Origin of the sequence: Brevundimonas sp. (assembly GCF_050729455.1) — a bacterium.
Lineage (GTDB): Bacteria > Pseudomonadota > Alphaproteobacteria > Caulobacterales > Caulobacteraceae > Brevundimonas.
Genome location: NZ_JBOHLI010000008.1, coordinates 1 through 25011, shown reverse-complemented (window position 1 = coordinate 25011; position 25011 = coordinate 1). Strand labels below are relative to the sequence as shown.

18 protein-coding genes and 2 pseudogenes are annotated in these 25011 nt (G+C 68.6%); 7 read left to right on the top strand and 13 right to left on the bottom strand.

The window, feature by feature from the left end; genetic code table 11:
- The first annotated feature begins 109 nt into the window (after positions 1 to 109).
- The gene (locus tag ACREEF_RS03640) at positions 110 to 1906 is read left to right on the top strand and encodes an IlvD/Edd family dehydratase (protein WP_431564250.1); all 1797 of its coding nucleotides are present in this window, start codon (positions 110 to 112) and stop codon (positions 1904 to 1906) included.
- Positions 1907 to 1924: 18 nt separating this feature from the next.
- On the opposite strand, the gene ACREEF_RS03635 is transcribed toward ACREEF_RS03640, so the two are convergent.
- The 9 genes and pseudogenes from ACREEF_RS03635 to ACREEF_RS03595 all read right to left on the bottom strand — a co-directional run bounded on the left by ACREEF_RS03635 (position 1925) and on the right by ACREEF_RS03595 (position 11985).
- Positions 1925 to 2782: a rhamnogalacturonan acetylesterase gene (locus ACREEF_RS03635; RefSeq protein ID WP_431564249.1), complete on the bottom strand. Its 858-nt coding sequence runs from the start codon at positions 2780 to 2782 to the stop codon at positions 1925 to 1927.
- A 1-nt stretch (position 2783) separates the two neighbouring features.
- The gene (locus ACREEF_RS03630) at positions 2784 to 3641 is read right to left on the bottom strand and encodes an aldose 1-epimerase (RefSeq protein ID WP_431564248.1); all 858 of its coding nucleotides are present in this window, start codon (positions 3639 to 3641) and stop codon (positions 2784 to 2786) included.
- Positions 3638 to 4492 (bottom strand): SMP-30/gluconolactonase/LRE family protein, encoded by an 855-nt coding sequence (locus tag ACREEF_RS03625; RefSeq protein ID WP_431564247.1) that lies wholly within the window; start codon positions 4490 to 4492, stop codon positions 3638 to 3640. The genes ACREEF_RS03630 and ACREEF_RS03625 overlap by 4 nt, the downstream gene beginning before the upstream one ends.
- 5 nt (positions 4493 to 4497) lie before the next feature.
- Positions 4498 to 5940 carry an aldehyde dehydrogenase family protein gene (locus tag ACREEF_RS03620; RefSeq protein ID WP_431564246.1) on the bottom strand — a complete coding sequence of 481 codons (1443 nt, stop codon included), beginning with the start codon at positions 5938 to 5940 and terminating at the stop codon, positions 4498 to 4500.
- 81 nt (positions 5941 to 6021) lie between these two features.
- Positions 6022 to 7452: a sugar porter family MFS transporter gene (locus ACREEF_RS03615; protein WP_431564245.1), complete on the bottom strand. Its 1431-nt coding sequence runs from the start codon at positions 7450 to 7452 to the stop codon at positions 6022 to 6024.
- A 69-nt stretch (positions 7453 to 7521) separates the two neighbouring features.
- The gene (locus ACREEF_RS03610; protein ID WP_431564244.1) at positions 7522 to 8280 is read right to left on the bottom strand and encodes an SDR family NAD(P)-dependent oxidoreductase; all 759 of its coding nucleotides are present in this window, start codon (positions 8278 to 8280) and stop codon (positions 7522 to 7524) included.
- Positions 8277 to 8522 (bottom strand): annotated as a pseudogene (locus tag ACREEF_RS03605) (fumarylacetoacetate hydrolase); the annotation flags it as partial. The pseudogene ACREEF_RS03605 and the gene ACREEF_RS03610, both read right to left, overlap by 4 nt.
- 291 nt (positions 8523 to 8813) lie before the next feature.
- Positions 8814 to 8963: pseudogene (locus ACREEF_RS03600) on the bottom strand (LacI family DNA-binding transcriptional regulator); the annotation flags it as partial.
- Positions 8964 to 9021: 58 nt separating this feature from the next.
- Positions 9022 to 11985 carry a DUF6298 domain-containing protein gene (locus tag ACREEF_RS03595; protein ID WP_431564243.1) on the bottom strand — a complete coding sequence of 988 codons (2964 nt, stop codon included), beginning with the start codon at positions 11983 to 11985 and terminating at the stop codon, positions 9022 to 9024.
- A 150-nt stretch (positions 11986 to 12135) separates the two neighbouring features.
- Here ACREEF_RS03595 and ACREEF_RS03590 point away from each other — a divergent pair, with 150 nt between their 5' ends.
- The 4 genes from ACREEF_RS03590 to ACREEF_RS03575 all read left to right on the top strand — a co-directional run bounded on the left by ACREEF_RS03590 (position 12136) and on the right by ACREEF_RS03575 (position 16472).
- Complete coding sequence (locus ACREEF_RS03590; RefSeq protein WP_431564242.1) at positions 12136 to 12750, top strand: hypothetical protein; 615 nt, start codon at positions 12136 to 12138, stop codon at positions 12748 to 12750.
- Positions 12751 to 12834: 84 nt separating this feature from the next.
- Entirely contained in the window at positions 12835 to 13731 is an 897-nt protein-coding gene (locus tag ACREEF_RS03585; RefSeq protein ID WP_431564241.1) for a hypothetical protein, read from the top strand.
- Entirely contained in the window at positions 13728 to 14801 is a 1074-nt protein-coding gene (locus ACREEF_RS03580; protein WP_431564240.1) for a glycoside hydrolase family 43 protein, read from the top strand. Before ACREEF_RS03585 ends, ACREEF_RS03580 begins: the two co-directional genes overlap by 4 nt.
- A 45-nt stretch (positions 14802 to 14846) precedes the next feature.
- On the top strand, positions 14847 to 16472 hold the full coding sequence (locus ACREEF_RS03575) for a family 43 glycosylhydrolase (RefSeq protein WP_431564239.1): 1626 nt from the start codon (positions 14847 to 14849) through the stop codon (positions 16470 to 16472).
- 40 nt (positions 16473 to 16512) lie between these two features.
- Here the strand turns inward: ACREEF_RS03575 and ACREEF_RS03570 are convergent, their stop codons facing one another.
- Positions 16513 to 17820: a pectate lyase family protein gene (locus ACREEF_RS03570; protein ID WP_431564238.1), complete on the bottom strand. Its 1308-nt coding sequence runs from the start codon at positions 17818 to 17820 to the stop codon at positions 16513 to 16515.
- On the bottom strand, positions 17817 to 19022 hold the full coding sequence (locus tag ACREEF_RS03565) for a family 43 glycosylhydrolase (protein ID WP_431564237.1): 1206 nt from the start codon (positions 19020 to 19022) through the stop codon (positions 17817 to 17819). The genes ACREEF_RS03570 and ACREEF_RS03565 overlap by 4 nt, the downstream gene beginning before the upstream one ends.
- Before the next feature lie 204 nt (positions 19023 to 19226).
- Here ACREEF_RS03565 and ACREEF_RS03560 point away from each other — a divergent pair, with 204 nt between their 5' ends.
- Positions 19227 to 22637, top strand: coding sequence for a TonB-dependent receptor (locus ACREEF_RS03560; protein WP_431564236.1), 3411 nt, complete (start codon positions 19227 to 19229; stop codon positions 22635 to 22637).
- A 133-nt stretch (positions 22638 to 22770) separates the two neighbouring features.
- Positions 22771 to 23832: a pectate lyase gene (pelA, locus tag ACREEF_RS03555; protein WP_431564235.1), complete on the top strand. Its 1062-nt coding sequence runs from the start codon at positions 22771 to 22773 to the stop codon at positions 23830 to 23832.
- Between the two features lie 38 nt (positions 23833 to 23870).
- Here pelA and ACREEF_RS03550 read toward each other — a convergent pair whose 3' ends face one another.
- Both ACREEF_RS03550 and ACREEF_RS03545 read right to left on the bottom strand, forming a co-directional pair.
- Positions 23871 to 24674: a DUF6065 family protein gene (locus ACREEF_RS03550; protein ID WP_431564234.1), complete on the bottom strand. Its 804-nt coding sequence runs from the start codon at positions 24672 to 24674 to the stop codon at positions 23871 to 23873.
- The gene (locus ACREEF_RS03545; protein WP_431564275.1) at positions 24619 to 24876 is read right to left on the bottom strand and encodes an autotransporter outer membrane beta-barrel domain-containing protein; all 258 of its coding nucleotides are present in this window, start codon (positions 24874 to 24876) and stop codon (positions 24619 to 24621) included. The genes ACREEF_RS03550 and ACREEF_RS03545 overlap by 56 nt, the downstream gene beginning before the upstream one ends.
- Between the last annotated feature and the right edge of the window lie 135 nt (positions 24877 to 25011).

The following is a 25011-nucleotide window of genomic DNA, read 5'->3' as shown; positions in this document are numbered from 1 at the left end:
AATCCTCTAGCGGCCCGACCGCACCGGCGCAAAGGCGCTGGCCAATCATTAGTATTATGATATTCACAAAAAGTCGCCACTGTCGGCGATGCTCAGCCTGCCGCGCCCCATGACCCAGACTTCGCCCAAGCGCCTACGCAGCCGGGCCTGGTTCGACAATCCGTCGAACCCCGACATGACCGCCCTCTATCTGGAGCGGTATCTGAACTATGGCCTGACGCTGGAGGAGCTGCGTTCGGGCAAGCCGATCATCGGCATCGCCCAGACGGGTTCGGACCTCAGCCCCTGCAACCGCCACCATATCGAACTGGCCAAGCGGGTGCGCGAGGGCATCCGTGAGGCGGGCGGCGTCGCCCTGGAGTTTCCGGTCCATCCGATTCAGGAGACCGGCAAGCGGCCGACCGCCGGGCTGGACCGCAACCTGGCCTACATGGGTCTGGTCGAGCTGCTGTACGGCTATCCGCTGGACGGCGTGGTCCTGACCATCGGCTGCGACAAGACCACGCCCGCCTGCCTGATGGCGGCGGCCACCGTGGACATCCCCGCCATCGCCCTGTCGGTCGGCCCCATGCTGAACGGCTGGCACAGGGGCGAGCGCGTCGGCTCGGGCACCATCATCTGGAAGGCCCGCGAGATGATGGCGGCGGGCGAGATCGGCTACGATGAGTTCATCGACCTGGTCGCCACCTCGGCGCCCTCGGTCGGTTACTGCAACACCATGGGCACGGCGACGACGATGAACAGCCTGGCCGAGGCCCTGGGCATGTCCCTGCCTGGCTCGGCGGCGATTCCCGCCCCCTATCGCGAGCGGCCCCAGGTCGCCTACCTGACCGGCAAGCGCATCGTCGACATGGTGCGCGAGGACCTGAAACCGTCGAGGATCCTGACGCGCGAGGCGTTCGAGAACGCCATCGTCGTCAACTCCGCCATCGGCGGCTCGACCAACGCCCCCATCCACCTGACCGCCCTGGCGCGCCACGCGGGCGTCGACCTGCCGCTGCAGGCCTGGGAGGAGGTCGGCCACAGGACGCCCCTGCTGGTGAACCTGCAGCCCGCTGGAAAATATCTCGGCGAGGACTTCCATCAGGCCGGCGGCGTGCCCGTCGTGGTCGCCGAGCTGATGCGGCGCGGCCAGATCCACGAGGGCGCCCTGACGGTCAACGGCCGGACCATCGGCGACAACTGCCGCGACGCAACCGTGGTCCTGCCCGACGTCATCCGCGACTTCGACACGGCCCTGGTGAACGACGCGGGCTTCCTGGTCCTGTCGGGCAATGTCTTCGACAGCGCCATCATGAAGACCAGCGTCATCAGCCCCGAGTTCCGCGACCGCTACCTGTCCGATCCGGCCGGCCCCGACGCCTTCACCGGCGACGTCGTGGTCTTCGACGGGCCCGAGGACTACCACCATCGCATCGACGATCCGGCGGAAGGCATCACCCCCGACAGCATCCTGGTGATGCGCGGCGCCGGACCCGTCGGCCACCCCGGCGCGGCCGAGGTCGTGAACATGCGGCCGCCCGCCTATCTGATCAAACAGGGGGTCCACGCCCTGCCCTGCGTCGGCGACGGGCGCCAGTCCGGCACCTCGGGCTCCCCGTCGATCCTGAACGCCTCGCCCGAGGCGGCGACCGGCGGAAACATCGCCCTGCTCAAGACCGGCGACCGGATGCGGATCGACCTCAACACCCGCCGGGTGGACGTGCTGATCGACGCGGCCGAGATGGCCGCGCGCCGCGCCGCCTTCGAGGCCGCCGGCGGCTACCAGTACCCGGCGTCGCAGACCCCGTGGCAAGAGTTCCAGCGCTCCATGATCGGCGAGCTGGAGACCGGCGCCGTGCTGGAGCCCGCCGTCAAATATCACCGCATCGTCGACACCCTCGGCCTGCCCCGCGACAACCACTGAAGCGGGGCGCCAGTCAGGTCAGGGGATCAGCAGCCGTCGCATTGGCGGCGCCGCCTCGATCAGATCGCGGGTGACCAGGGCCGAAAAGAAGTCCGCGCCCTCGCGTCCGACGTGGGTGTAGTCGAATGAAACCCGCGCCTGACCCAGGGGCTCGACCGTCGCATTGTTCTGAGTGGCCGGGGTCGGCGCGCCGGGTGCGGCGGGAACGCCGGTGCTGGAAGCGATAGTCGTGCCGGTCAGCAGGGCGGCGGCGACCTCGGGCGACGGCGCCGCCTGGGCGAAGCGCGCCGACTTTACGGGTCCCAGCGCCTGCACCGTCTCAGCGCTGGCCCGGTTCAGATCCACCACCGGCGTATTGGTCTCACGCGCCACGGTCCGCACCGCCTCGGCCCAGGGCTCCAGATCGTTCTGCAGCCGCCCGTCGACGAACTGGCGCCGGACCAGCGGCGTTAGCAGGATCGGCGTCGCGCCGCGCGCCTGGGTCTCGGCCACATAGCGTTTCAGATTGGCGGGAAACTCGGTGGCCAGATCGGTCGACCGTCCCGGCTTGCCCGGCTGGTCGTTGTGACCGAACTGGATCAGCACATAGGTGGCGGCGAAGCCCGGCGTGGACATCTCGGACAGGGCCAGATCCCACGAGCCCTCGGCGATGTAGCTGCCCGAACTGCGCCCGCCCCGCGCCAGGTTCACGCAGGCCGCGAAGGAGGTGACGTGATAGGCGCAGAAGCTCGGCCCCCAGCCACCGACCACCGCCGTGGTGGAATCCCCCACCAGAATGATCTTGGACGCGCGGATCGGCTGAACGGCGGGCGCTTCGGTCGATGCAGGCGTCTGGGCTGCGGCCAAGGTCAGGGCGGCGGTCAGGGCGGCGATCATCTCAGGTCTCCGAGGCGGTGATGCGGGCGGTCATCGACAGGGCGCCGCCGGGTTGCAGCACGGTCAGGCCGCTGTCCTCGCCCGCCGGAGCGTTATGGGCGTCCGGGCGATGGGTCACCGGCTCGACGCAGACGAAACCCTCGCCACGCGGCGCATAGACCTGAGCCCAGCGGGCGTTGGGCGAGGCCGTCAGATCGACGCGCCAGCAGTCGTGGATCAGTTCGGCCTGACCATTCCAGTCGGCGTAGGCGTGATCGACGAAGGGCGCCCCGGCCACGGCGACGCCGTCGCTCCAGTCGATCAGTTCACCCGACGCGGCCAGCCGATCCGGGATTTCACGCGCGTCGGTCAGCCAGACCTTGGGCGCCGGAAGCCGCAGCCGGGTCGTGGCCTCGACCGCGAAATAGGGATGCAGGCCCAGACCCGCAGGCATGGGCGCGCGGTCCTCGTTGGTGATCGCCAGGCTCATCTCCAGCCCCGTCTCGCTCAGGGTCAGCCGATGCGAGGCCGTCCAGGCCCAGGGCCATTCCGGTCCGGCCTCGGCCGCCAGAGCCAGATCGACCGTCCCGCCGTGGGCGCGCAGCACGCTCCACCGCGACCGCCAGCCGACGCCGTGCAGGGCGTGCGGCGCGAACCCCGGCGTCGCGGGCAGACGCACCGCCCTGCCCTCAAACGCGAAGCCACCGCCGTCGATGCGGTTGGCGTAGGGCGCCAGAGGAAAGCTGGACGCGGCCAGCGGGCTGTCCACATCCGCCGGCGCCGGGCGCAGCACGTCGCGCCCTCGCCAGGTCAGAGCCGTGATCGAGACCCCCAGGTCGGGCCGCAGGCTCAGCGCCCAGTCGCCGCGTTCGATCTTCACAGCGCGATCCGATGCTGCGGCAGGCCCGGCGTCTCGACCCGCACATGATAGAGGCCCCCGAGCGTCGGCTGCGTTTCGCGCTTGTCGGCGTTCCCGAGCCAGGCCGTGGTGCAATAAAGGTCGCGCCCGTCCGCGCCGCCGAAGGCCGCCTTGGTCACCGTCTGGACCGGGAAACGGATCGTGCCGATCCGCTCGCCCGATGGCGAGAACCGCGCCACGCCCCAGCCGTTGAACAGGCCGACGTGCAGCACGCCGTCGGCGTCCATGCTCGGCCCGTCGGCATAGCCGTCTTCGGTCACGGCGAAGACGCGCCGATTCGTCAGCACGCCCGCGTCGTGATCGAAGGCCAGCACCGTCTTCGCCAGCGTGTCGTGGTGATAGAGGGTCCGACCGTCGGGGCTCAAGCACGGCCCGTTGGTCACACCATAACCGTCGTCGTGCCGCGTCAGCTCGCCACGGAACCAGCGATAGAGGGCGCCCGTCTTCTGTTCCTCGCTGTCGTCCATGGACCCGAACCACAAGGATCCATCCGGCGCGACAAAGCCGTCGTTCAGGCGGTTCTGCGGGCGATCGGCTTCTACCGGCTGGATCAGCGTGAAATCGCCGTGCTCCACGTCGAAGCGATGGAGGCCGCCTCGAACGCCGCAGATCAACGACCCGTCCTCGGCCGGAAGCGCGAAGCCGATCTGGTCCGGCGCATCCCACGACGCCTTGCCCCCCGTCGCGGGCGTGTAGCGATGCAGCCGTCGCCCCTTGATGTCGACGAACCACAGGCAGTCGCGGCCCGCGTCCCACACCGGCCCCTCGCCCAGTTCGGCCTGAACGTCCCAGACGAGGGTCGGCGTGCCCATACCCGTCAGCCCGCCGAGTAGCTGGTCTTGATCTGGGTGTAGAACTCGACCGCCGCGAAGCCCTGCTCGCGCGGACCGTAGGACGACTTCTTCGTGCCGCCGAACGGCACGTGATAGTCGACCCCGGCGGTGGCCAGGTTGACCATGGTCATGCCGGCCTTGGCGTTACGCTGGAAGTCGCGAGCGTGTTTCAGCGACTGGGTGACGATGCCCGCCGACAGGCCGAACTCGACGCCGTTGGCCACGGCCAGGGCCTCTTCATAGCTGGCGACGCGGATGGTCGAGGCGACGGGGCCGAAGACCTCCTCGGTGTTGATGCGCGCGTCCGGCAGGGTGTCGGCGATCAGGGTCGGCTGGACGTACCAGCCGGGCTTGTCCAGGCTGAGGCGCTCGCCGCCGGTGACGATGCGGCCGCCGCCGTCCCTGGCGATGTCGATGTAGCTGTAGGAGACGTCGCGCTGGGCCTCGGTCACCGCCGGGCCCATCTGGGTGTTGGGATCCAGTGCATCGCCGACGCGCAGGGCCGCGACCTTCTCGGCCAGAGCCTTCACAAAGCGGTCGTGGATGCCGTCCTGCACGATCAGGCGGCTGGAGGCGGTGCAGCGCTGGCCGGTGGCGAAGAAGCTGCCGTCCAGGGCGATAGCCACCGCCCGCTCCAGATCAGCGTCGTCCAGCACGATCAGCGGGTTCTTGCCGCCCATCTCCAGCTGCACCCGCGCCTGACGCTTCATCGCGCCCTCGGCCACGCCGGCGCCTACGCCTTGCGAGCCCGTGAAGCTGATCCCGTCCACGCCCGGATGGGCGACGATGGCGCGGCCCACGTCGCCGTCGCCGATGACCATGTTGACCACGCCCTTGGGCAGGCCCGCCTCATGCAGGATGGCGATCAGGGCCTCGGCGGTGGCGGGCGTCGGGCCGGCGGGCTTGATGACGACGGTGTTGCCGAAGGCGATGGCGGGCGCGATCTTCCACGCCGGGATGGCGATGGGGAAGTTCCACGGCGTGATCAGACCGAAGACGCCGACCGGCTGGCGATAGGTCTGGATCTCCACGCCCGGACGGGTCGAGGTCAGGTTCTGGCCGTGGACGCGCAGGGCCTCGCCCGCGAAATACTTCAGGATGCGGGCGGCGCGCAGGGTCTCGCCGATGCCCTCGGGCAGGGTCTTGCCCTCTTCGCGCGACAGCAGCCGGCCGATGATCTCGCGGCGCTCCATCAGCAGCGAACCCGCCCGGTCCAGCACGTCGAAGCGCACCTCCGGCGAGGCGTCGGCCCAGCCCGGGAAGGCGGCCCGCGCGGCCTGCACCGCCTGATCGACCTCAGCCGCCCCGCCCTTGGGCGTGCGGGCGACCACGTCGCGCGTGTCCGACGGATTCAGGCTCTCGCCCGCCAGGGCCCCGCCGACCTTCTCGCCGCCGATCCAGTGCGAAAGTTCGAGGGTGTCGGTCATGGGGTAGTCCTTTCAGAGGGCGACGGGCGACGGGGGAGCGCCGCCCGTCTTCGGGGAGATCAGTAGCAGAGCAGACGGGCCTCAGCCCATGTCTTCCAGTTCGCGACCACGGGTCTCCTTCACCCAGGCCTGGACGAGGAAGAAGGAGATCAAGGCGCTGACCGCATAGAAGCCGTAGGTCACGACCAGCCCCAGCGTCGCCGCCATCCATGGGAAGCTGACCGAGATGGCGAAGTTGGCGATCCACTGGGCGAAGCCGGCGACGGCCAGGGCCGAACCGCGCATCTGGTTGGGGAACATCTCGCCCAGCATGACCCACATGACCGGGCCCCAGCTGAGGTTGAAGAAGACCACATAGGCGTTGGCGGCGATCAGGGCGGTCAGGCCCGTCTGGTCGTCCAGATGCAGCGAGCCGTTGACCATGACGGCCTTGGAGAAGCACCAGGCCACGACGGCCAGGGTCACGAACATCCCGGCCGAGCCGATCAGCAGCAAGGGCTTGCGCCCGATCTTGTCGATCACCGCCACCGCGCCCAGGCAGGCCGCGATCGACAGCACGCCGGACAGGATGTTGATCTGCAGGGCGTCGTTCTCGGAGAAGCCGACCGACTGCCACAGCACCGCGCCGTAGTAGAAGACGATGTTGATGCCGACCAGCTGCTGGAACACGGCCAGGATCAGGCCGGCCCAGACGATGGGGCGCACCTTGCGCGTCGCGGGGTCCAGCAGGTCGGCGAAGCGGGGCTTGTGGTCCACGGCCAGGGAGGCGCGGATTTCCTGAACCTTGCGAGCCCCGGCGCCGTGGCCGAACAGCTTGGACAGCACGGCCTCGGCCTGGACGTCCTTCTTCTTGACCACCAGGAAGCGCGGGCTTTCCGGGATGGCCAGCAGGGCCAGGAAATAGATCCCGGCGGGCACAACCTGCAGCCAGAACATCCAGCGCCAGGCCGGATAGCCCAGCCAGAACTCAGCGGTCGAGCCGCCCGCCGTCTTGGCCAGGACGTAGTTGGCGACGAAGGCGCCGGTCAGACCCGTGATGATCATGATCTGCTGGACCGACGACAGCCGGCCCCGGATCGAGGCGGGGGTGACTTCGGAAATATAGGCCGGCGACAGGACCGAGGCCGCGCCGACGCCCAGACCGCCGATGAAGCGAGCCATGATGAAGTGGGCCGAGGTGTCCGCCGCCCCGGCCCAGACGGCCGAGATGATGAACATGACGGCGGCGATCTGCATCACCGTGCGGCGACCGACGGCGTCCGCCAGACGCCCCGCCGCGAAGGCCCCGAAGGCGCAGCCCAGCAGGATGGCGCCGACGTTGAAGCCCGTACCGAGGGCCGACAGGTTGAAGGCCGCCTCCAGCCCGTCCTGCGTGCCGTTGATGACGCCGGAATCATAGCCGAACATGAAGCCGCCGATGGTGGCCACCGCCACGATCAGGGCGATGAACGCCATGTTGACCCGATCGTCCCCCGCGATATCCGGGCCTGAGCCCCCCGTTGGTCCCGCCATTTTCGACCCTCCCCAGGTCTCTTGTTTACCACCCGTCGTTGATCGCGGGCGGTCGTTGATCAGTTTGCGTCAGCGCCAGCCCGCGTCCACGAAATACTCATGCCCGGTGATGAAACGGGCGTCGTCGGAAGCCAGGAACAGGGCCAGGGCCGCCACGTCGCGCGGCTCGATGCGGCCCTTCAGGCACTGGGCGGCGACGATCTCGGCCTCGCCTTCGGGCGTGTACCATTTCATCTGACGCGGGGTTTTGACATTGTCCGGCACGATGCAGGCGACCCGCACCCCGTCGGCGCCCAGCTCGCGCGCCAGCGCCCGCGTCATGCCCTCGATGCCCGCCTTGGCGGTCTCGTAGATAGACAGGTCCGGCAGCCCCAGATGCCAGCTGATCGAGCCCAGATTGAGGATCACGCCGCGCCCCTGGTCGCGCATGGCCGGCGCGACCGACTGGGCCGCGAAATAGAGATGACGCAGGTTCACCGCGATCCGGTCATCCCAATAGGCGGGCGTGACCTCGTCCAGGGCGTGACGATCGTCGCTGGCGGCGTTGTTGATCAGGACGTCCACCGGACCGAAACGGGCGGCCACATCGCTCAGACAGGCTTGCAGCGCCTCGACCCGCGTCAGGTCGCAGCCGTAAAAGACCGGCGCCAGTTCCAGGTGAGCCAGAGACGCCTCAAGCGCCCTGGACTCGACCTCAGCCACATCGAAGAAGACGACGCGCGCGCCTTGCCGGGCGAAGGCCTCGACCACGCCCGCGCCGATGCCCGAGCCGCCGCCCGTGACGACGACCAGACGCCCCTTCAGCGAGGGATAGACGGCGCCGCTCATGCCGCGCCTCCCAGCAGGCCGCGTCCGGCCAGATTTCGCATCAGGGCGCTGACACCCATGGTCCACGGCGGCGCCTGATCGCAGGTCGTCACGATGTTCTCGAGCACGCCTAGCTTCTCCGACGACACCCGCACCCGGTCCCCGACCTTGTGCGTAAAGCCCTTGTCGGCCTCGTCACGATCCTCGACCGGCGCGAACATGGTGCCGAGGTAGAGGGCGAAACCGTCAGGATATTGGTGGGCGCTCAGGGTTTGGGCCACCGCGTCGAGGGTCGCGGGCGACTCGCCCAGCGGCGGCGGCACGATCAGGCCTTGCGCCCCGCCGGCCGCCAACCGTCGCACGGCGTCAGCCTCCTGCGCCGGATCGCCCGCCTGCGACGGCTCGATCATCAACAGCAGCCCCGCCGCCCGCGCCCCCGCCAGGGCGCCCGACAGAACCTCGGCCAGATAGGCGTTGCTGGGGTTGGCGTAGAGCAGACCGATCCGCCCCGCCCCCGCGCGCGCCAAAATCCGCGCCGCCGGATCGGGGACATAGCCTGCCGCGTCGATCACCGCCTGAACCCGCTCGCGCGTCGCCGCGCTGACCCGAGCGCCGCCGTTGATGACGCGCGACACCGTCATGGGAGAGACCCCCGCCATGCGGGCGATGTCGCCGATCGTCGGATTGCGCTCGTCTGCGGTCATGTCGTCCTGGAAGGGGTGGCGATCGGCCCCGCACTGGTCGCGGCAAGCGGGGCCGGCGTCAAGGCGCGGGTGCGATCCACAGCGCCAGCGGCCGCCCCGCCAGCGCCGTCGGCGGCGTCAACTGCGTCTGTCCTTCGGACGACTGGTCCTCGACGAGGGAGCCCTCGGCGATCCATGTCACGCCCCGCGCGCCGACCAGCGGTCGCGCCAGCTCGATCGGCGCGCCGTCGATACTGTAGATCAGGGCCGCCCCGTCCGGCCCTGCAGTCGCCCAGGCCGCACGGGTCGGCGCCATCAGGTCCAGGTCCGAACGCAGCGACGCCCGCGCACTCGCCTCGACCGCCGCCTCGACGGCGCGGCTCAGGTCGGGAAAGGCGTCGTCGGCGTCCAGAACCACCAGATCGGCGCGTCGGTCGCGATACTCGCGGTAGGCCCGGTAGCGCATGGCCGGGATCGAGCGCCACAGAGCCCGCCGCACCTCGCCCGCGTCCGCGCCTTCGGGCAGGTCCTGCGGTCGGGCGATGGCGTCGACCTGTTCGCGCGGCGCCTTGTCCAGCCCGCCCCGCACCGCGAACAGCGTCCCGTCCGGGCGATAGACCCAGTGGTGAAAGCCGACCGCGTCGACGATCCGCGCCCGCGTCGGGTCGTTCAGAACGGCGTCCATCTGATCCTTGGGCGCCTCCAGCGCAACCCGGACATCGGCGCCGGTCTCGGCTTCCCAGGCCGCGATCTCGTCCAGCCAGAAGCGCACGAAAGACAGCGGCCCCGTGTATTCGGGGTCGAGGCCGATCACGACGTTGGACCGGCCCTTCAGCGTCTCCAACGTATGGCGGATATAGCGTCGATGCAGGTCGCGCCGCACGGGGTCGGATACATCCCAGAAGACCTCGGCCGCCGGGACCTCGTGAGGCATTCCTGTCGCCTGCAGCGCGTTGACCGGCCGCCACGGGAAGTCGACGTAGTGGGATCGGCTCTCCAGCAGCCAGTGCTGCAGATAGAGCTTGTGATACAGGACCACGCCCCGCTGCTCGGCCAGGTCGGCGAAGCGGGCGATGCGGTCGAAGAACCAGGGATTGAACCGTTCCAGGTCGAACTTGCTCAGCCCGTCCCAGGCCCGCCCCTGCCCGCTGCGCGCCCAGGGCAGTTCCATGAACGGCCCCCAGACCTCGCCGTCGCGCTGATCCGGCGAGCCGTAGAAGTCGTGGTCCACCCGCCGACGGTCATACCAGAGGCCGTAGTTATGATGGACCACGTCGCCGGTCTTCAGCCCGGCGGCGAAGGCGTCCAGGTCGTCGGTCAGCCCACGCCCCTCCAGCCCCGGCGCAAAGCGCGTGAGGAAGGGGCCGGACGCCTCGGCCAGCGCCGGGATCATCTGGGCCTGGAAGAAGGCGAAGCCGATGCGGCGTCGCCAGGCGGGCTGGCCGTCGATGACGAAGCGGCCGTCCACGACTGTCAGCGGATGACTGACGACAGGCTGCGCCGTCGCCGTCCTCCAGGCCGCGACCTCGGCCTCGGTCAGACGCGGAACGCTCGCCTCGACGGGAAGCGCGACCGGGTCCAGCCCCGCCAGACCAGCTGCGCCAAGCCGCCTCTCCAACTGCATCCGATAGAGGCTGGCTGGCTCCTGCGGCTGGGCGCGGTGGAAGTCGCGGCCCGGCATGGCGCGGGCGTCCTCCAGCACCCCGTCGCCGGAACGCTCGCCCCGACAGCCGACGGCGACATTGGCCGCGCCCGGCGGGCTGCGGACCACGACGACGGTCGCCTCGCAGTTCCATAGGACCGAGTTGGCGGCCGACCAGCCGACGCCCTGTCCGTCCCGGCCCCGGTTCGTCAGGGTCAGGCCGCCGCCCCGCACCTTGACCCCGTCGAACAGGGCTCCGGTGGCCCAGCTTTCCTGCGTGCCGCTATCGCCGCGCGAATCCGTCGCCGTGCAGTCGAGAAAGACGTTGGGCCCAGCGGCGGCGTGGCCGACCGAAAAATCATGGATGCCGTCGTTGCTGGCGCAGCGCTGGAACAGGGTCTGCTGGCCCGCCGTGTAGAAGGTGCGACGGCGCAAGCCGCCGATCTCCGACACCGGGCGGCGAGAGCCCACGTCCCGCGCCGTGACCCGCCGGCTGTCCGGCCCCAGATCGACGGCCGATCCGACGAAGCCCTCGAACGCGACGTTGCGGACCCAGACGTCCTCGGCCCGATCGACGGCGATCCCTGTCCAGCTATGGTCCTCGTCGGCGGGACGTGCGGGATCGTGGCGAGAGACGAGACGCAGGTTCTCGACGCCGACCTCGCGGATGCGCGACGCCGAAGCCCCCCGCCGCACGGTCACGCCGTCGCCCGCCGCCAGCGCCATGGTCAGGGGCGCGCCCAGAACGATGGTCCGCCCTTCCACGGCGACGACGCGGCGCTCCCAGACCACGTCGCGCGATCCCGGCTTCCAGTTCAGTCGACTCTCCGGCCGCCAGCCGACGAAGGCGTCCATGCCCAGGGCGGCCATCCATTCCGCCGTGCTGGGACGGCGGACGACCACCGTGTCGACGGGCGCGAGCCCCTGGGTTGTTTCCAGGGCCAGACGCGACGCGCCGACCGGCGCCTCGCCCACGATCCGAACGTCGGCGGCGACCGGGGCGTCAGGCGCAGCGACCCGCGCGCCGACCGCGATCAGGGCGCGCCGGTCCACGCCAGTGGCCACGATGACCGTCGCCTGCTCACCCTCGCCGCGCAGGACCACGCCGCCGGCGTCGAGCCGGATCTGTCCCTCGACCTGAAATTCTCCCGCGCCCAGCAGCACCGCGCCGCGACGCCCCTCGGCATCGGGGGCTGCCTTCGCCGCCCGGTCCAGCGCCGCCGCGATGCGGTCGGTGTCGTCGCCCTCGCCGGGCTCGACGCGAATGAGAGCCGGCAGGATCGGCGCCGCCACGCCCCCGCCGCGATAGCCCGCGTGCGAGAAGTCGATGGGCGGCGTCAGGGCGACGAAGTCCGGCGCCGTCTGGGCCTGCGCCCCGCTTGCGATGGACGCTGCGGCCATCAGCCCTGCGATCCTGAAGTGGACCAAGTCTTCCTCCCCCTAGGCACGAACTAAAAAGTATTATTATATTAGTTGACGAGTCCAGCGGTCGCGGAGCGATCCGCGCCGTCGTCAGAACGGCAGGACCGAGGGGAAGGAGAGTTTTCAGGGATGCTGACCCGACGCGCCTGTCTGGCGGTCGCCGCCGCGACGCCGCTTCTGGCCGCCGCCCGCTCCGTCGCGCCGGCGCCGGAGGTCGAGGCGGCGCGGGACGCCATGCGCCGGGCCACCCGCTTCATGACCGAACGGGCGGCGACCAACGGCGGCTATGTCTGGTCCTACCTGCCCGACTTCTCTCGCCGCTGGGGCGAGATGGAGGCCCTGCCGAACATGATCTGGACCCAGGCGCCCGGCACCCCGGAAATGGGCCAGATCTTCCTCGACGCCTGGCGCGCCACCGGCGAGGCCCAGTATCTGGAGGCCGCCGTCGCGGCGGGCGACGCCCTGATCCAGGGGCAGCACCCGAGCGGCGGCTGGAACTATGTCATCGACTTCGCGGGCGAGGATTCGCTGCGCCGCTGGTACGAAACCATCGGCAAGAACGGCTGGCGGCTGGAGGAATTCCAGCACTACTACGGCAACGCCACCTTCGACGATCACGCCACGGTCGAGTGCGGACGCTTCCTGCTGCGGCTGGCCCTGGCGACCGACCTGCCGCACGTCCTGGCCGCCGTGGACCGGACCATCGCCTTCCTCCTGGACAGCCAGCTGCCCAGCGGCGGCTAGCCCCAGCGTTGGCCGCGCGCGGACGAGTTCAGGAACCACGGCCGCCCCGACTACACCGGGCTGATCACTCTCAACGACGAGGTGATGGACGAGAACATCGACTTCCTGCTGCTGGTCCTGCAGCAGTGGCGCCGCCCGGATGTCGAGCCCGCGATCCGCCGCGCCATGGCCTGCTATCGCGACCTGCAGCAGCCCGCGCCGACGCCGGGCTGGGCGCTGCAATACACGCCCGACTTCAAGCCCGCCTGGGGCCGGACCTATGAACCCGCCGCCGTCTCGCCGCACGTCACCGCCGTCGCCGTGGAGCGGATGCTGGACTTCTACCGCCTGACCGGCGATCGCAGCTTCCTGGCCCGTCTGGACGAGGCCCTGGACTGGCTCGTGCAGGTCGAGGCCCCCGCCACCGCCCATCACGAGGGCCGCAACCATTTCCGCTTTGTCGAGCCGGGAACCAACCGCTTCATCGCCGTGCATCGGCGCGGGTCGAACGCCCAGAACGGCGAATACTATGTCGACTACGACATGACCGGTCAGCGCGGCGAAAAGCATATCGATCTGCCCCGCCTGCGCCGCCGCGTCGAACTGGTCGCCGCCCTAGCGCCGGAAGAGGCCGTGCGCCAATCCGCCCTGATGGGGCGCGGCCCCAGCCTGCTGCCCGACTATGTCATCACGCGGCCCCAGGGAGGTTCCGACCTCAACGTCACGGTCTCGCGTCCGGAAATGACACCGGTTACATTGATGATCGAGAGGCTGAATGCAGAGGGGTATTGGCCGATGGAACTGCGGACGACCAGCCATCCCTATCGCGGCGACGGTCCGGCCGAACCGCCGCCCGGCTTCGTCGATCGCGGCCAGGTCGGCGACGCCTGGGACACCTCGCCCTTCACCGAGGCCAGCGGGCCGATGGGGATTTCGACCGGGGCCTATATCAACAACATGGCCCGGCTGATCGCCCAGGTGCGCGAGGCGAAATCGACATGAACCGACGCCTGATCTCCCTCGCCGCTCTCGCCGCCGCGCTCGCAACCAGCGGCGCCGCGGCCCAGGACCGCGCGCCCGACGGCCGCGCCTATCTGGCCCAGCCGCTGACGACCGAGCTCTATTTCGCCGACCCCTCGGCCCACGTCTTCGACGGTCGGGTCTATGTCTATGGCTCGCACGACATTCAGGGACCGCCCGCCGACGACCAGCCCGGCAAGGGCTTCGTGATGAAGGACTATGTGGTCCTGTCGATGGACCGCATCGGCGGGCCGGTCACCGTCCATCCGGTCGCCTTCGCCCTGGCCGACGCGCCCTGGGCGGATCGCCAGCTCTGGGCGCCCGACGCGGCCTACAAGGACGGACGCTACTACCTCTACTTCCCGGCCAAGGACCGCGACGGCGTCTTTCGCATCGGCGTGGCGACCGGCGACCGGCCCGAAGGCCCCTTCACGCCCGAGCCAACGCCCATCCCCGGCGCCTACAGCATCGACCCCAGCGTCTTCGTGGACACGGACGGCGCAGCCTATCTCTATTTCGGCGGCATCCACGGCGGACAACTGCAGCGCTGGGCCGGCGGCCAGTACGACCCGGCGGCGGGCGACACCGACCTGAACCAGCCCGATGCGGCGTCGCTCATGCCCAAGGTCGCCCGTCTCAGCGACGACATGCTGACCCTGGCCGAACCCGTCCGCGACGCGGTGATCCTGGATGAGAACGGCCAGCCGCTGAAGGGCGGCCACCTGGACCGGCGCTTCTTCGAGGCCGCCTGGCTGCACAAGCGCGAGGGGCTCTATTACCTCAGCTGGTCGACCGGCGAGACCCACTTCATCACCTATGCGACGGCGACCACGCCCTATGGCCCCTTCACCTATCGGGGCCGGATCCTGCTGCCGGTTCAGGGCTGGACCACGCACCGCTCCATCGCCGAGGTCGAGGGCCAATGGCGGCTCTTCTACCACGACACCCAGTTGTCAAACCGCACCCACCTGCGCAGCGCCAAGGTCGTCGATCTGCACCACGATGCCGACGGCGCGATCGCCACCATCGATCCCTTCATCCCCGCGCCTTGACCCCGGTTCAGTTCGCGTAACGCATAAAAGAAAAGAGGAAACGCCATGAGCCCCATCAACCGTCGCACCGCCCTGAGCGGCCTGCTCGGCGGCGTCGCCGCCTCGGCCCTGCCGGTCGGCGCGGTCTTCGCCCAGACCAATGAAGAGGCGGCGCCGCTGGGCCGTGAATGGGCCGGGATGAAGTGGCGTCGCGGCATCGAGGGCCAGCGCATGGCCGACCTGGGCGACGGCACCTTCCTGAACCCCATCATGTCGGGCGACCATCCGGACCCGTCGATCCTCAAGGACAGCGACGACTACTACATGACCTTCTCGTCGTTCGAATCGGTGCCGGGCATCCACATCTGGCACTCGCGCGATCTGGTGAACTGGCGGCCGATCACGGCGGCCCTGACCACCAACATCGGCTCGGTCTGGGCGCCCGAGCTGATCAAGCACGAGGGCCGCTTCTACTGCTACATCCCGGCCCGCTTCCCGAACTACCGCTCCAACTACGTCATCTGGGCGGACAAGATCGAAGGGCCGTGGAGCGAGCCCATCGACCTGAAGATCCCGGCCAACATCGACCCCGGCCACATCGTGGGCGAGGACGGCAAGCGCTATCTGTTCCTGAACGGCGGCGACCGGGTGCGGCTGACCGACGACGGCCTGGCCACCGACGGTCCGCTGGAGCAGGTCTATGACGCCTGGCGCTATCCCGAGGACTGGATCGTCGAGGGCCACGCCCAGGAGGGGCCGAAGCTGCTGAAGCGCGGCGAGTACTTCTACATGATCACCGCCATCGGCGGCACGGCGGGTCCGCCGACCGGCCACATGGTCATCGCCGCGCGGTCCAAGTCGATCCACGGTCCGTGGGAGGAATGCCCGCACAACCCCATCGTGCGCACCCGTAGCGGCGCGGAGAAATGGTGGTCGCGCGGTCACGCCACTCTGGTCGAGGGCCCCACTGACGGCGATTGGTGGATGGTCTATCACGGCTATGAAAACGCCTACTGGAGCCTGGGCCGCCAGACCCTGCTCGACCCGATCGAGTGGACCGACGACGGCTGGTTCCGCGCCAAGGGCGGCGACCTGTCCAAGCCCATCGCCATGCCGCGCGGCGGTCAGGCCGTGCCCCACGGCATGGCCCTGTCGGACGACTTCACCACCGACAAGTTCGGAACCCAGTGGAGCTTCTACGACCCGCAGCCGAACGAGAAGGACCGCCTCCGTCGCGAGAACGGCGTCCTGCACATGAAGGCCAAGGGCAAGGCGCCGGTCGACTGCTCGCCGCTGACCTTCGTCCAGGGCGAACAGGCCTATCAGATCGAATGCGAGATCGAGATCGACCCCGGCGCCGTGGCCGGCCTGATCCTCTTCTACGACCGCGCTCTCTACGCCGGGCTGGGTTTCGACGCGACGCGCTACGTCACCCATCAGTACGGGATCGAGCGCGGGCGGCCCGCCAATCCGCACGGCCGTCGCATGTTCATGCGCCTGACCAACGCCTATCAGAACGTCTACTTCGACACCTCGGCCGACGGGGTGAACTGGAAGCGCTTTGACCGGGGCATGGAGGTGTCCGGCTACAACCAGAACGTCCGCGGCGGCTTCATGATGCTGCGCCCCGGCCTCTACGCCGCCGGCGAGGGCGAGGCGCGGTTCAAGAACTTCAAGTTCCGCGCTCTGTAAGGCGATGAAGGGGCGGAGCCGCGGCGCTCCGCCCCCATTTCTAGCTCGGCGAGCCGTCCTTGCGCGTCAGGCTCGCCAGGTCCCAATCCGCCTCGACGAAGGGGCGATGCGTCTCGCCCATGACCGGATAGCCGCCGACCTCGCGCTCGTCGTCGATGATGCGGCCCGTTCCGCTCCGCACCTCTTCCAGAATCCGCCGATCCACGGCGTCGCGCGCCCAGGGCCGCGCCCCCGCCTCGGCCATGACCCAGGCCTCGACCTGATCCGATGGCCGCGCCTGGAAACCCATCGGCCAGTGCGGCGGGGCCGCCAGCCGCGTGATCTTCGGCTCGCGGTCGGAGATGATCCCCACCTCCTGCATCACCCGCCCGTCGGCGTGCCGCGCCGGATTGTCGAGGACGTAGATGTCCAGATCCCCCTGCCCCTCCACGATAAGGAAGGGCAGATCGGCGCGGGTCGAGGGGCCGCCGCGCACGACGTTGCCGACGATGGACAACTGGCCGACCTCCCAGGGATGATCGCCCCATTCCGAGGCGTTCAGCGCATAGTGCATGCAGCGATTGCCGGGGTTGTAGATCAGGTTGTTGGCCGTCACCGCGTGGACCCCGCCCTTGAACAACTGGTTCCGCTCATGGTCGTGGGCGTAGAGATTGCCGACGATCAGCACCTGGGTCGCGTTGTCGTGGATCAGCGTGCCCTTGGAATGCTCGCCCTTGGCGTGGCTGGCGTTCGACAGGCCCTCCGCCACGATGTTGCGGCTGAAGGTGATGCGGCGCGAGGTGTGCTGTCGCCACTGCTCCGCCGTGTCGCCGCCGTCGAAGCGCGGGCCAGAGGCCGACAGGTTCTCGTCCGTCGCCCAGCTGAAGGAGCACTGGTCCACGATCACGTCATGCGCGCCCGAGGTGGTCAGGCCGTCGACTTCCCAGCCGCTCTTGGGCGCCGCCCCATCCGCGCCGGGTCGAATGCGGATGTGGCGCACGATGACGTCGTGGGTGCGCAGGCTGATCCCGCCGCGGATCAGGGTGATCCCCGGCTCGGGCGCGGTCTGACCGGCGATGGTCAGGAAGGGGTTCGCCACGCGGATGTCCCGGCGCTTCAGGTCGATGACGCCGCCGACTTCGAACACCACGATGCGCGGCCCCTCGGCCTCCAGCGCGGCGCGCAGCGAGCCCGGCCCCTCGCCCGCCAGGGTGGTGACGCGGACGATCCGCCCGCCCCGCCCGCCTGGCGTCGAAGCCGCCCAGCCCATCGCGCCGGGAAAGGCCGAGACCTCGCCGCCAGCGAGGGCCCGCAAGGGCAAGGCGGCGGTCGCAGACGCGGCCAGTATCAGACGGCGACGATCGATCATGTCAGCGGCTCCAGCGGCGGCAGGGGTCTGGCGAAGGGTTGGTCGGCGGCGACAACGATGCGGCCCTCGGCGTCGAAATCCACGCGGATCAGGCCCGGCTTCTCGCGGAAATGGCTCTGCTCGTCGTTGCCGAAGAAGGTGGACCACCAGCGGCCCTGGCGGTCCTTGAAGACATTGCCGCCCCCTGCGCAGGGCGCGGCCTCATGCTTCATCCGATAGGGGCCGTGCAGGTTTTCCGACACGGCGAAGACGAAGGAATAGCGCCCCTCCACATTGCCCACCGCGCCCAGGTAATAGAGCCCGTCCTTCTTGAAGAAGGTCGCGCCCTCATAGCCCAGGGTGTTCTCGCCCTTTAGGCAGCGGGCGCGATCGCGCGCGACCAGGCATAGGGTGTCGGCGAAGCTGATCCGCTTCCAGTCCTCGGCATAGCCGGACAAGTCGTCCTTCAACCGCACGATCTCGTCGCCCGAGCCGTAGGTCAGATAGACGGCGCCGTCGTCGTCCTGAAACAGGGTGGCGTCGATGCCTCGGCGCAGATGGGCGTCGGACGAGAAGGCGTATTCGTACGGCCCCTCCGGCCGGCCCGTCGTGCTGCGCAGGATGCCGAGACCGGCGCGGCTGACGCTGAAGCAGAGGAAGTAGTTCCCGGCGACATAGTGGACCTCGGGCGCCCAGATGGCGCGGAAGGGCACGCCCCGGCGCATCCGCCATTCCCTGGCCCAGCCGCCTTCGCGGTCCAGGCTCCAGACCAGACCCAGATAGGTCCAGTCGACCAGATCGGTCGAGCGCCACAGCTCGATCCCGTCGTTGAAGGCCCAGATATTGTCGCCGGTCGAGCCGGTCATGTAGTAGGCGCCGTCGCCGCCGACACAGATCTGGGTGTCGCGCAGGTGCAGCTCCATCAACGGATGGATCGACGGCAGCAGCCCCTTGTCCACCGCCGAACCCGTCGCGGCCTCGCCCCACGGCAAGGTGGGATAGGCCATCGGCCGCCCGCCCCGATAGCGAACGCCGACCAGCCCCGACATCCAGCCGCCGCGCGCGTCGGCAGGGGTTGCAGGCGCGCCTGCCCCGCTCGTTCCCTTGTAGGGATGGGGATTGGGTTCGGGCGCAGGGATCAGCCGCCCGGAATCATCCGCCGACTGAGCAAGGGCCCGCGGCGCAAGCAGGGCCGCCGTCGCCACGCCCGCCCATGCGAACATTGTTCGACGATTGTGCATAACCACGCCCCTCCCCCTTGCGCATCCGATTCACACATGATCATCAATAGGATGACACCGGTATCAGAAATCGCTTGGCGGCGTAAAAATATTATAATACTTTTCTGGAGAAGCCGGGCGGTCGCCTGGCCGCAGGATGATCGACGGGGCCCGTCAGAGGCGCTGGGATCGAGGAGGAGGGACCCCATGACGAACCACTCAACGCTACAGTTGCGCGCGGCCGCGTCGCCCATCGCGCTTTGCCTGGCGGCCATGCTGGCCGCGGCGCCCGCCGTCGCCCAGGAACAGTCGAACGATCAGCCCACCACCGTGGACGAGATCGTCGTCACCGGCCTGCGCGCTTCGCTGGCCAGCGCCCTGAACGAGAAGCGCCGCTCGAACACCATCGTCGACGTCATCAACGCCGAAGACATCGCCGACTTCCCCGACGCCAACCTGGCGGAATCCCTACAGCGCATCCCCGGCGTGTCGATCGACCGCGAGAACGGCGAGGGCAACAGCATCTCGGTGCGCGGCCTGGGCGGCGACTTCACCCGCGTGCGCCTGAACGGCCTGGAGACCCTGTCGACCTCGGGCGCCAGCAACGCCGACGGCGCCCTGCGCCGCGACCGCGGCTTCGCCTTCAACACCTTCGCCTCCGAACTGTTCAACTCGCTGAAGGTGCAGAAGTCGGCCGACGCCATGACGGACGAAGGTTCGCTGGGCGCCACCGTCGACCTGATCTCGGGTCAGCCGTTCAACTTCAGCGACAGCCGTTTCGCCCTGACGCTGCAGGACGCCTATTACGAAAATGGCGGCACCCATAATCCGAGGGTCGCCCTGCTCGCCTCCGATCGGTGGGACAGCAAGATCGGCGAGTTCGGCCTGCTGGGTTCGGTCGCCTACAACAAGCGCGATCAGTCGATCGACAGCTATTCACGCGGCGTCGGTTCGAACGAATATCTGTATCGCGGCGCCACCTTCAACAACGTCGGAACCAATGCGGCCGGCGACCATCAGGGCTTCGCCCTGCCGATCGGGACCAACCCGGCCACGGCCCTGCCGCGCGTGACCAACCCCGAAGCCCTGGCCTATCTGATCGGCTCCAACCCCCAGGCCTACGCCCTGCTGAACGGCGCCGGCACCAAGGGCTCGCTGGTCAAGATTCCGTCGCTGGCCAGCCTGAACCACCGCGAGGTCGAACAGGAACGGGTGGGTGTGACCCTGTCGGGCCAGTGGCGGCCGTCGGAACGGACGACGATCAGCTTCGACAACCTCTATTCCGAGATGACCCAGATCTCGACCAACTATCAGATCGGCGCGGTCGGGCTGAACCGGAACAACACCAACGGCAACCGCACGACCTCGGCCTTCAGCTACCAGACCTATCCGACAACCAGCGCGGCCAATAACAGCTACCGCAATCGGCGCGGCATCTACGCCACCTGCACCACCCAGGAAGCCAATGCGTTCCGCGACGCGATCGACTGCGGCCAGAGCATGTACGGCAACACGCCGGTCTTCACGACGGCGCCGGGCGCCAACGTCAACAACCTGCTGGCCGGCACCGGCAGCTTCAACCCGAACAACCTCGAAGTTTACGACTACTACAACCAGCCGGGTTCGGTCGGCTATGTGGCCCACCCCAACTATCTGGCGATGCGCGGCGCCTTCATCGGCCGTCCCTCGGTGCGGGTCCTAGACGCCGCCCTCAGCGCCAACGGCGAGAACGCCGACTATCTGAAGCTGGCCAATGTCGATATGCGCTCGGGCGTCGACCAGGGCGGCTACACGACCGAGTTCCGCCAGAACTCGATCAATCTCGCACATGAGTTCAGCGACAGCTTCCGCATGACGGCGCTGATCGGCGATTCCAGATCCACCAACGAGAACACCGGGCTTCTCGCGGACTTCATCCGCCTGGACTCAGGTCAGGGCGTGCCGGGCAACGACTACTTCGTCTTCGACGCCCGCAATGGCGGCGATATGCCCTTCATGGATTTCGGCTTCGACGTGGCCGATCCGACCAAATGGGATTTCGTGAAGGGCTATTCGGCCCTGCGCCACTTCAAGACCATCACCGACAATGGTTATCGCACGGCCAAGGTCGACTTCGCCTGGGACTATAACGACGACATCACCTTCCGCTTCGGCGGGACCATGCGCGAGTTCGACTTCTACTACACGCGTTTTGAGCGCCTGATCGGCGACACCATGAACCCCAGCCTGCTCGAAGGCGTGCGTTCGGGTCTGGCGCCGGCCACCACCGTCGGCCAGATGGGCCAGACGGTCAGCTGGGGCAAGGGACTGAACGTGCCCGACGGGATGCCGACCCAGTTCTTTGCGCCCAATCTGCAAGCCTTCCAGAACCGCTTCGGTTTCGACTGCAACTGCATCAACGAATGGGGCGACTGGCGCCTGTCGGACCTGCGCAATGGCGGCGTCAACACCTTCTGGGTGGATGAGAAGTCCAACGGGCTCTACGGCCAGGTCGATTTCAACATCCCCCTCTATCTCGGGACGCTGCGCGGCAACGCCGGCCTGCGTTACGCCCACACCGAGGTCGACGCGCGCGGTCGCTCGCCCAGCGGTCGTCCCGTCGAAAACTCGAACGAATACGACGACTTCCTGCCGTCGCTGAACCTGGCGTGGGAACCGACCGAGAAGCTGATCCTGCGCTTCGCGGCGGCCAAGGTCATGGCTCGCCCGCAGATGATGGCCCTGCATCCGGGTGTCACCGCCTTCAACGTACCGACCGGCATCGGCACGGCGCCGGCGGAATTCGACGGCAGCAACGCCGCCATCACCCTGGGCAACACCCGCCTGAAGCCGTTCCGCGCCACCAACCTCGACTTCAACGCCGAATGGTATTTCGCTCGCGACGCCATCCTGTCGGTCGCCTATTTCTGGAAGGAGATCGACAGCTTCCCGCAGGTCGTCCTGCGCGAGGCCAAGCTGAGCGAGATCTTCGAGGCCGAAGCGATCGCCAATCTGCGCGCCACCTGGGACGGTCTGGTCGACGAGGCCTCCGAAAGCCGCCGCGCCTACCTCGACACCGACCGGCCCTTCCAGATCCGCCAGTACAACGACGCGCCGGGCGGCACCCTGGACGGGTTCGAGATCGCCTATCAGCAGAACTTCACCTTCCTGCCGGGCCTGCTTGAAAACACCGGCGTCCAGCTGAACTACACCAGGATCAACTCCGAACTGGAATACATCCTGGATCCGGCCCGCGGCCTGACCGGGACCGCGCCCTTCCTCGGGGCCTCGCCGGAGTCGTTCAACGCCACCGTCTTCTACGAGGACGAGAAGTTCAGCGCCCGCGTCTCGACCGCCTACCGCGCCGCCTATCAGACGACCTATCCCCTGGCCTCGGGCGGTTGCGATCCGGGCGTGTGCGACTCGCCGCTGATCAACGACTTCATCGGCAGCGACGAGACGCTGAACGTCGACGCCTCGGCCACCTACAAGCTGACCGACCACGTCACCATCACAGTCGAGGCGCTGAACCTGACCAATCAGACGGACAGCCGCTGGGCCTATCAGAACGACCCGGTCGTCCAGAACTACGCCAGCACCGGCCGCCAGTATTTCGTCGGCGCCCGGTTCACCTTCTGATTTCGGATCGACAGCGCCTCCTCCCAGGAGAACTGTCGCACTTGAAGCGCCGTGGAAACACGGCGCTTCCTTTTGCCCGCAACCTGAGGCCGCCGACCGACGCATCGGCCCCTGACAGCAAGGAGCGATCGCCATGATGTCTCGCCAATGGCTGGGCGCCGCCGCAGCGGCTCTGCTCCTGTCGTCGATCTCGGCCCCGCCCGCGCTGGCGGCCGAGGCGCCCGTCGCCTGGGAGGCCGCCATCCTGAACCGGGCGGCGGACTGGTATGCGACCCCTGCTGCGCGTCGCATCGCGGACAACGTCATCCGCCATCAATCCCCCGAGGGAGGCTGGCCCAAGAATACGCCATTGGGCGATCCGCCCCGCGCGGACGCCGACCCCGGCCTCGCCAACACGTTCGATAATCAGGCCACGACCCTGCCCCTGGCCTTTCTCGCCCGGATGGCGACGGCGACCGGCGACCCGGCCTACGCCGCCGCCTTCCAGCGCGGCCTCGACTACACCCTGGCCGCCCAGTATCCGAACGGCGGCTGGCCGCAGTATTACCCGCTTCGAGGCGACTACCACGACCACGTGACCTTCAACGACGACGCCATGATCCGAGTCATGCGCCTGCTGCGGGACGTCTCGACCGGTCGCGAACCCTACGGCTTTGTCGGGACGGCGCAGAGGGCGCGCGCCGCCGACGCTGTGCAGCGCGGCGTCGACCTGATCCTCAGGGCCCAGGTACGTCAGGACGGCCGGCTGACCGTCTGGTGCGCCCAGCATGACGCCGCCACGCTCGAACCCGCCTGGGCGCGGCGGTTCGAGCCCCCTTCCCTGTCCGGCAGCGAAAGCGTCGGCATCGTCCGCTTCCTGATGGAGATCGACCGCCCCTCGCCGGAAGTCGTCGCCGCCATCGAGGCCGCCGTAGCCTGGTTCCAGGCCTCGGCGATCCGCGACACCCGCCTGGAAGCCTTTACCGACGCCGAAGGGCGCCCCGACAAGCGATTGGCGCCCGCGCCCGGCGCCGATCCCCTCTGGGCTCGTTTCTACGACCTGAAGACCAATGCGCCCGTCTTCATGGGACGGGATTCCGTTCCCCATGCCAACCTGGCGAGCATCGAGCGGGAACGACGCCTGGGCTACACCTACGTCGGCGCCTGGCCGGGCGCGCTATTGAACGATCTCGACCCCGCCTGGCGGAGCCGATGACCGGCCGGCCGTGAGGCCGTGCCTGACGCTCCTAGGCGTCACTCCTTGGGCTGGAAAGGCCGCAGCCGAAGACGGCTGCGGTGGTCTTCCACGCCCTTCTCGCCGGACGGCGTGACGCCGCGGAAATAGGACTTCTGCCAACCCTGACGCGCTGATTCCGGCTCGGCGCGTTCCAGTTCGCTGTTGAAGCTGTTGCGGCTGGCGGACCACAGCTTGTGCTCTCGCTCCAGCTCGGGATCGCTGGAAAGGTGGCGCGCCACCGGCTGGAGCCGCTCCAGCGCCCCGCGCCGCACCGGGAAGATGTGGCAGAAGGGCTCGTCCGCCTCGAAGCGAAGCCGGTAGTCGGGCCGGGTGAAGCGCCAGTTCATGGTGAAGGTGTACGGCGACCAGTCCGTCTCGACGATGCCGGTCAGGGCGCCGATGCCGTCCTTGGGACGGTTGAGCGGCCCGGTCACGAACAGGTCGTGCTCGGGCTCGGTGCGGAACAGGCAAGGCAGATGGAAGGTCAGGACGCCCTCGCCGAAATGGCTGACCGCCGGCGCGATCGTGCCGGGATCCGCCCTGACCTCCACCCCCTCGCGATGCGGACTCCCGTCCCAGATCGCCGAAAAGCCCGTGGGACACAGCAGCTCCCACCCGTGGGCGTTGGCGATATTCAGCGGCAGGCAGCGATAGGCGAAGCGCTGGGCGCTGTCGTCCATCCACGGCCGCTCCAGCGGCGCCGGGCGAATGCGCATCTCATAGCCTTCCAGGACGAAGGCCGTCAGTTCGCCCGACACCGTCTCCTCACCAGAGGATGCGGACGCCGAACGTCCCCCCGAGGCTTCGGTATCTTTCGCCATCCAGGTCGGTCCCCCATTCCACGGCCAAGTATGAACTGAGCGTCGGCGTCAGCTGAGCGTTGAAACCGGCCCCGACCTTTAGAAGGTCGGCGCTATCCTCGACGATCAACGCCCTGTCGTTGAACACGACATCATGAGTCGCCTCGAAATGGTGAAGCCAGTTGGTGTCGACATAGGGTCGCACGATCGCAGAGCGAACCATCATCTCCCCTGACGTGCCTCTGAGGTTTCATCCAGCGGCGACCAGAGTCCTTGGGTTAGTTACGCCTCGCAGCGTGGGGTGAGCAACAGGCCGGGCCGCGCAGCTTTCATCCTGCGCAGCGGGTCGGCCTGTTGC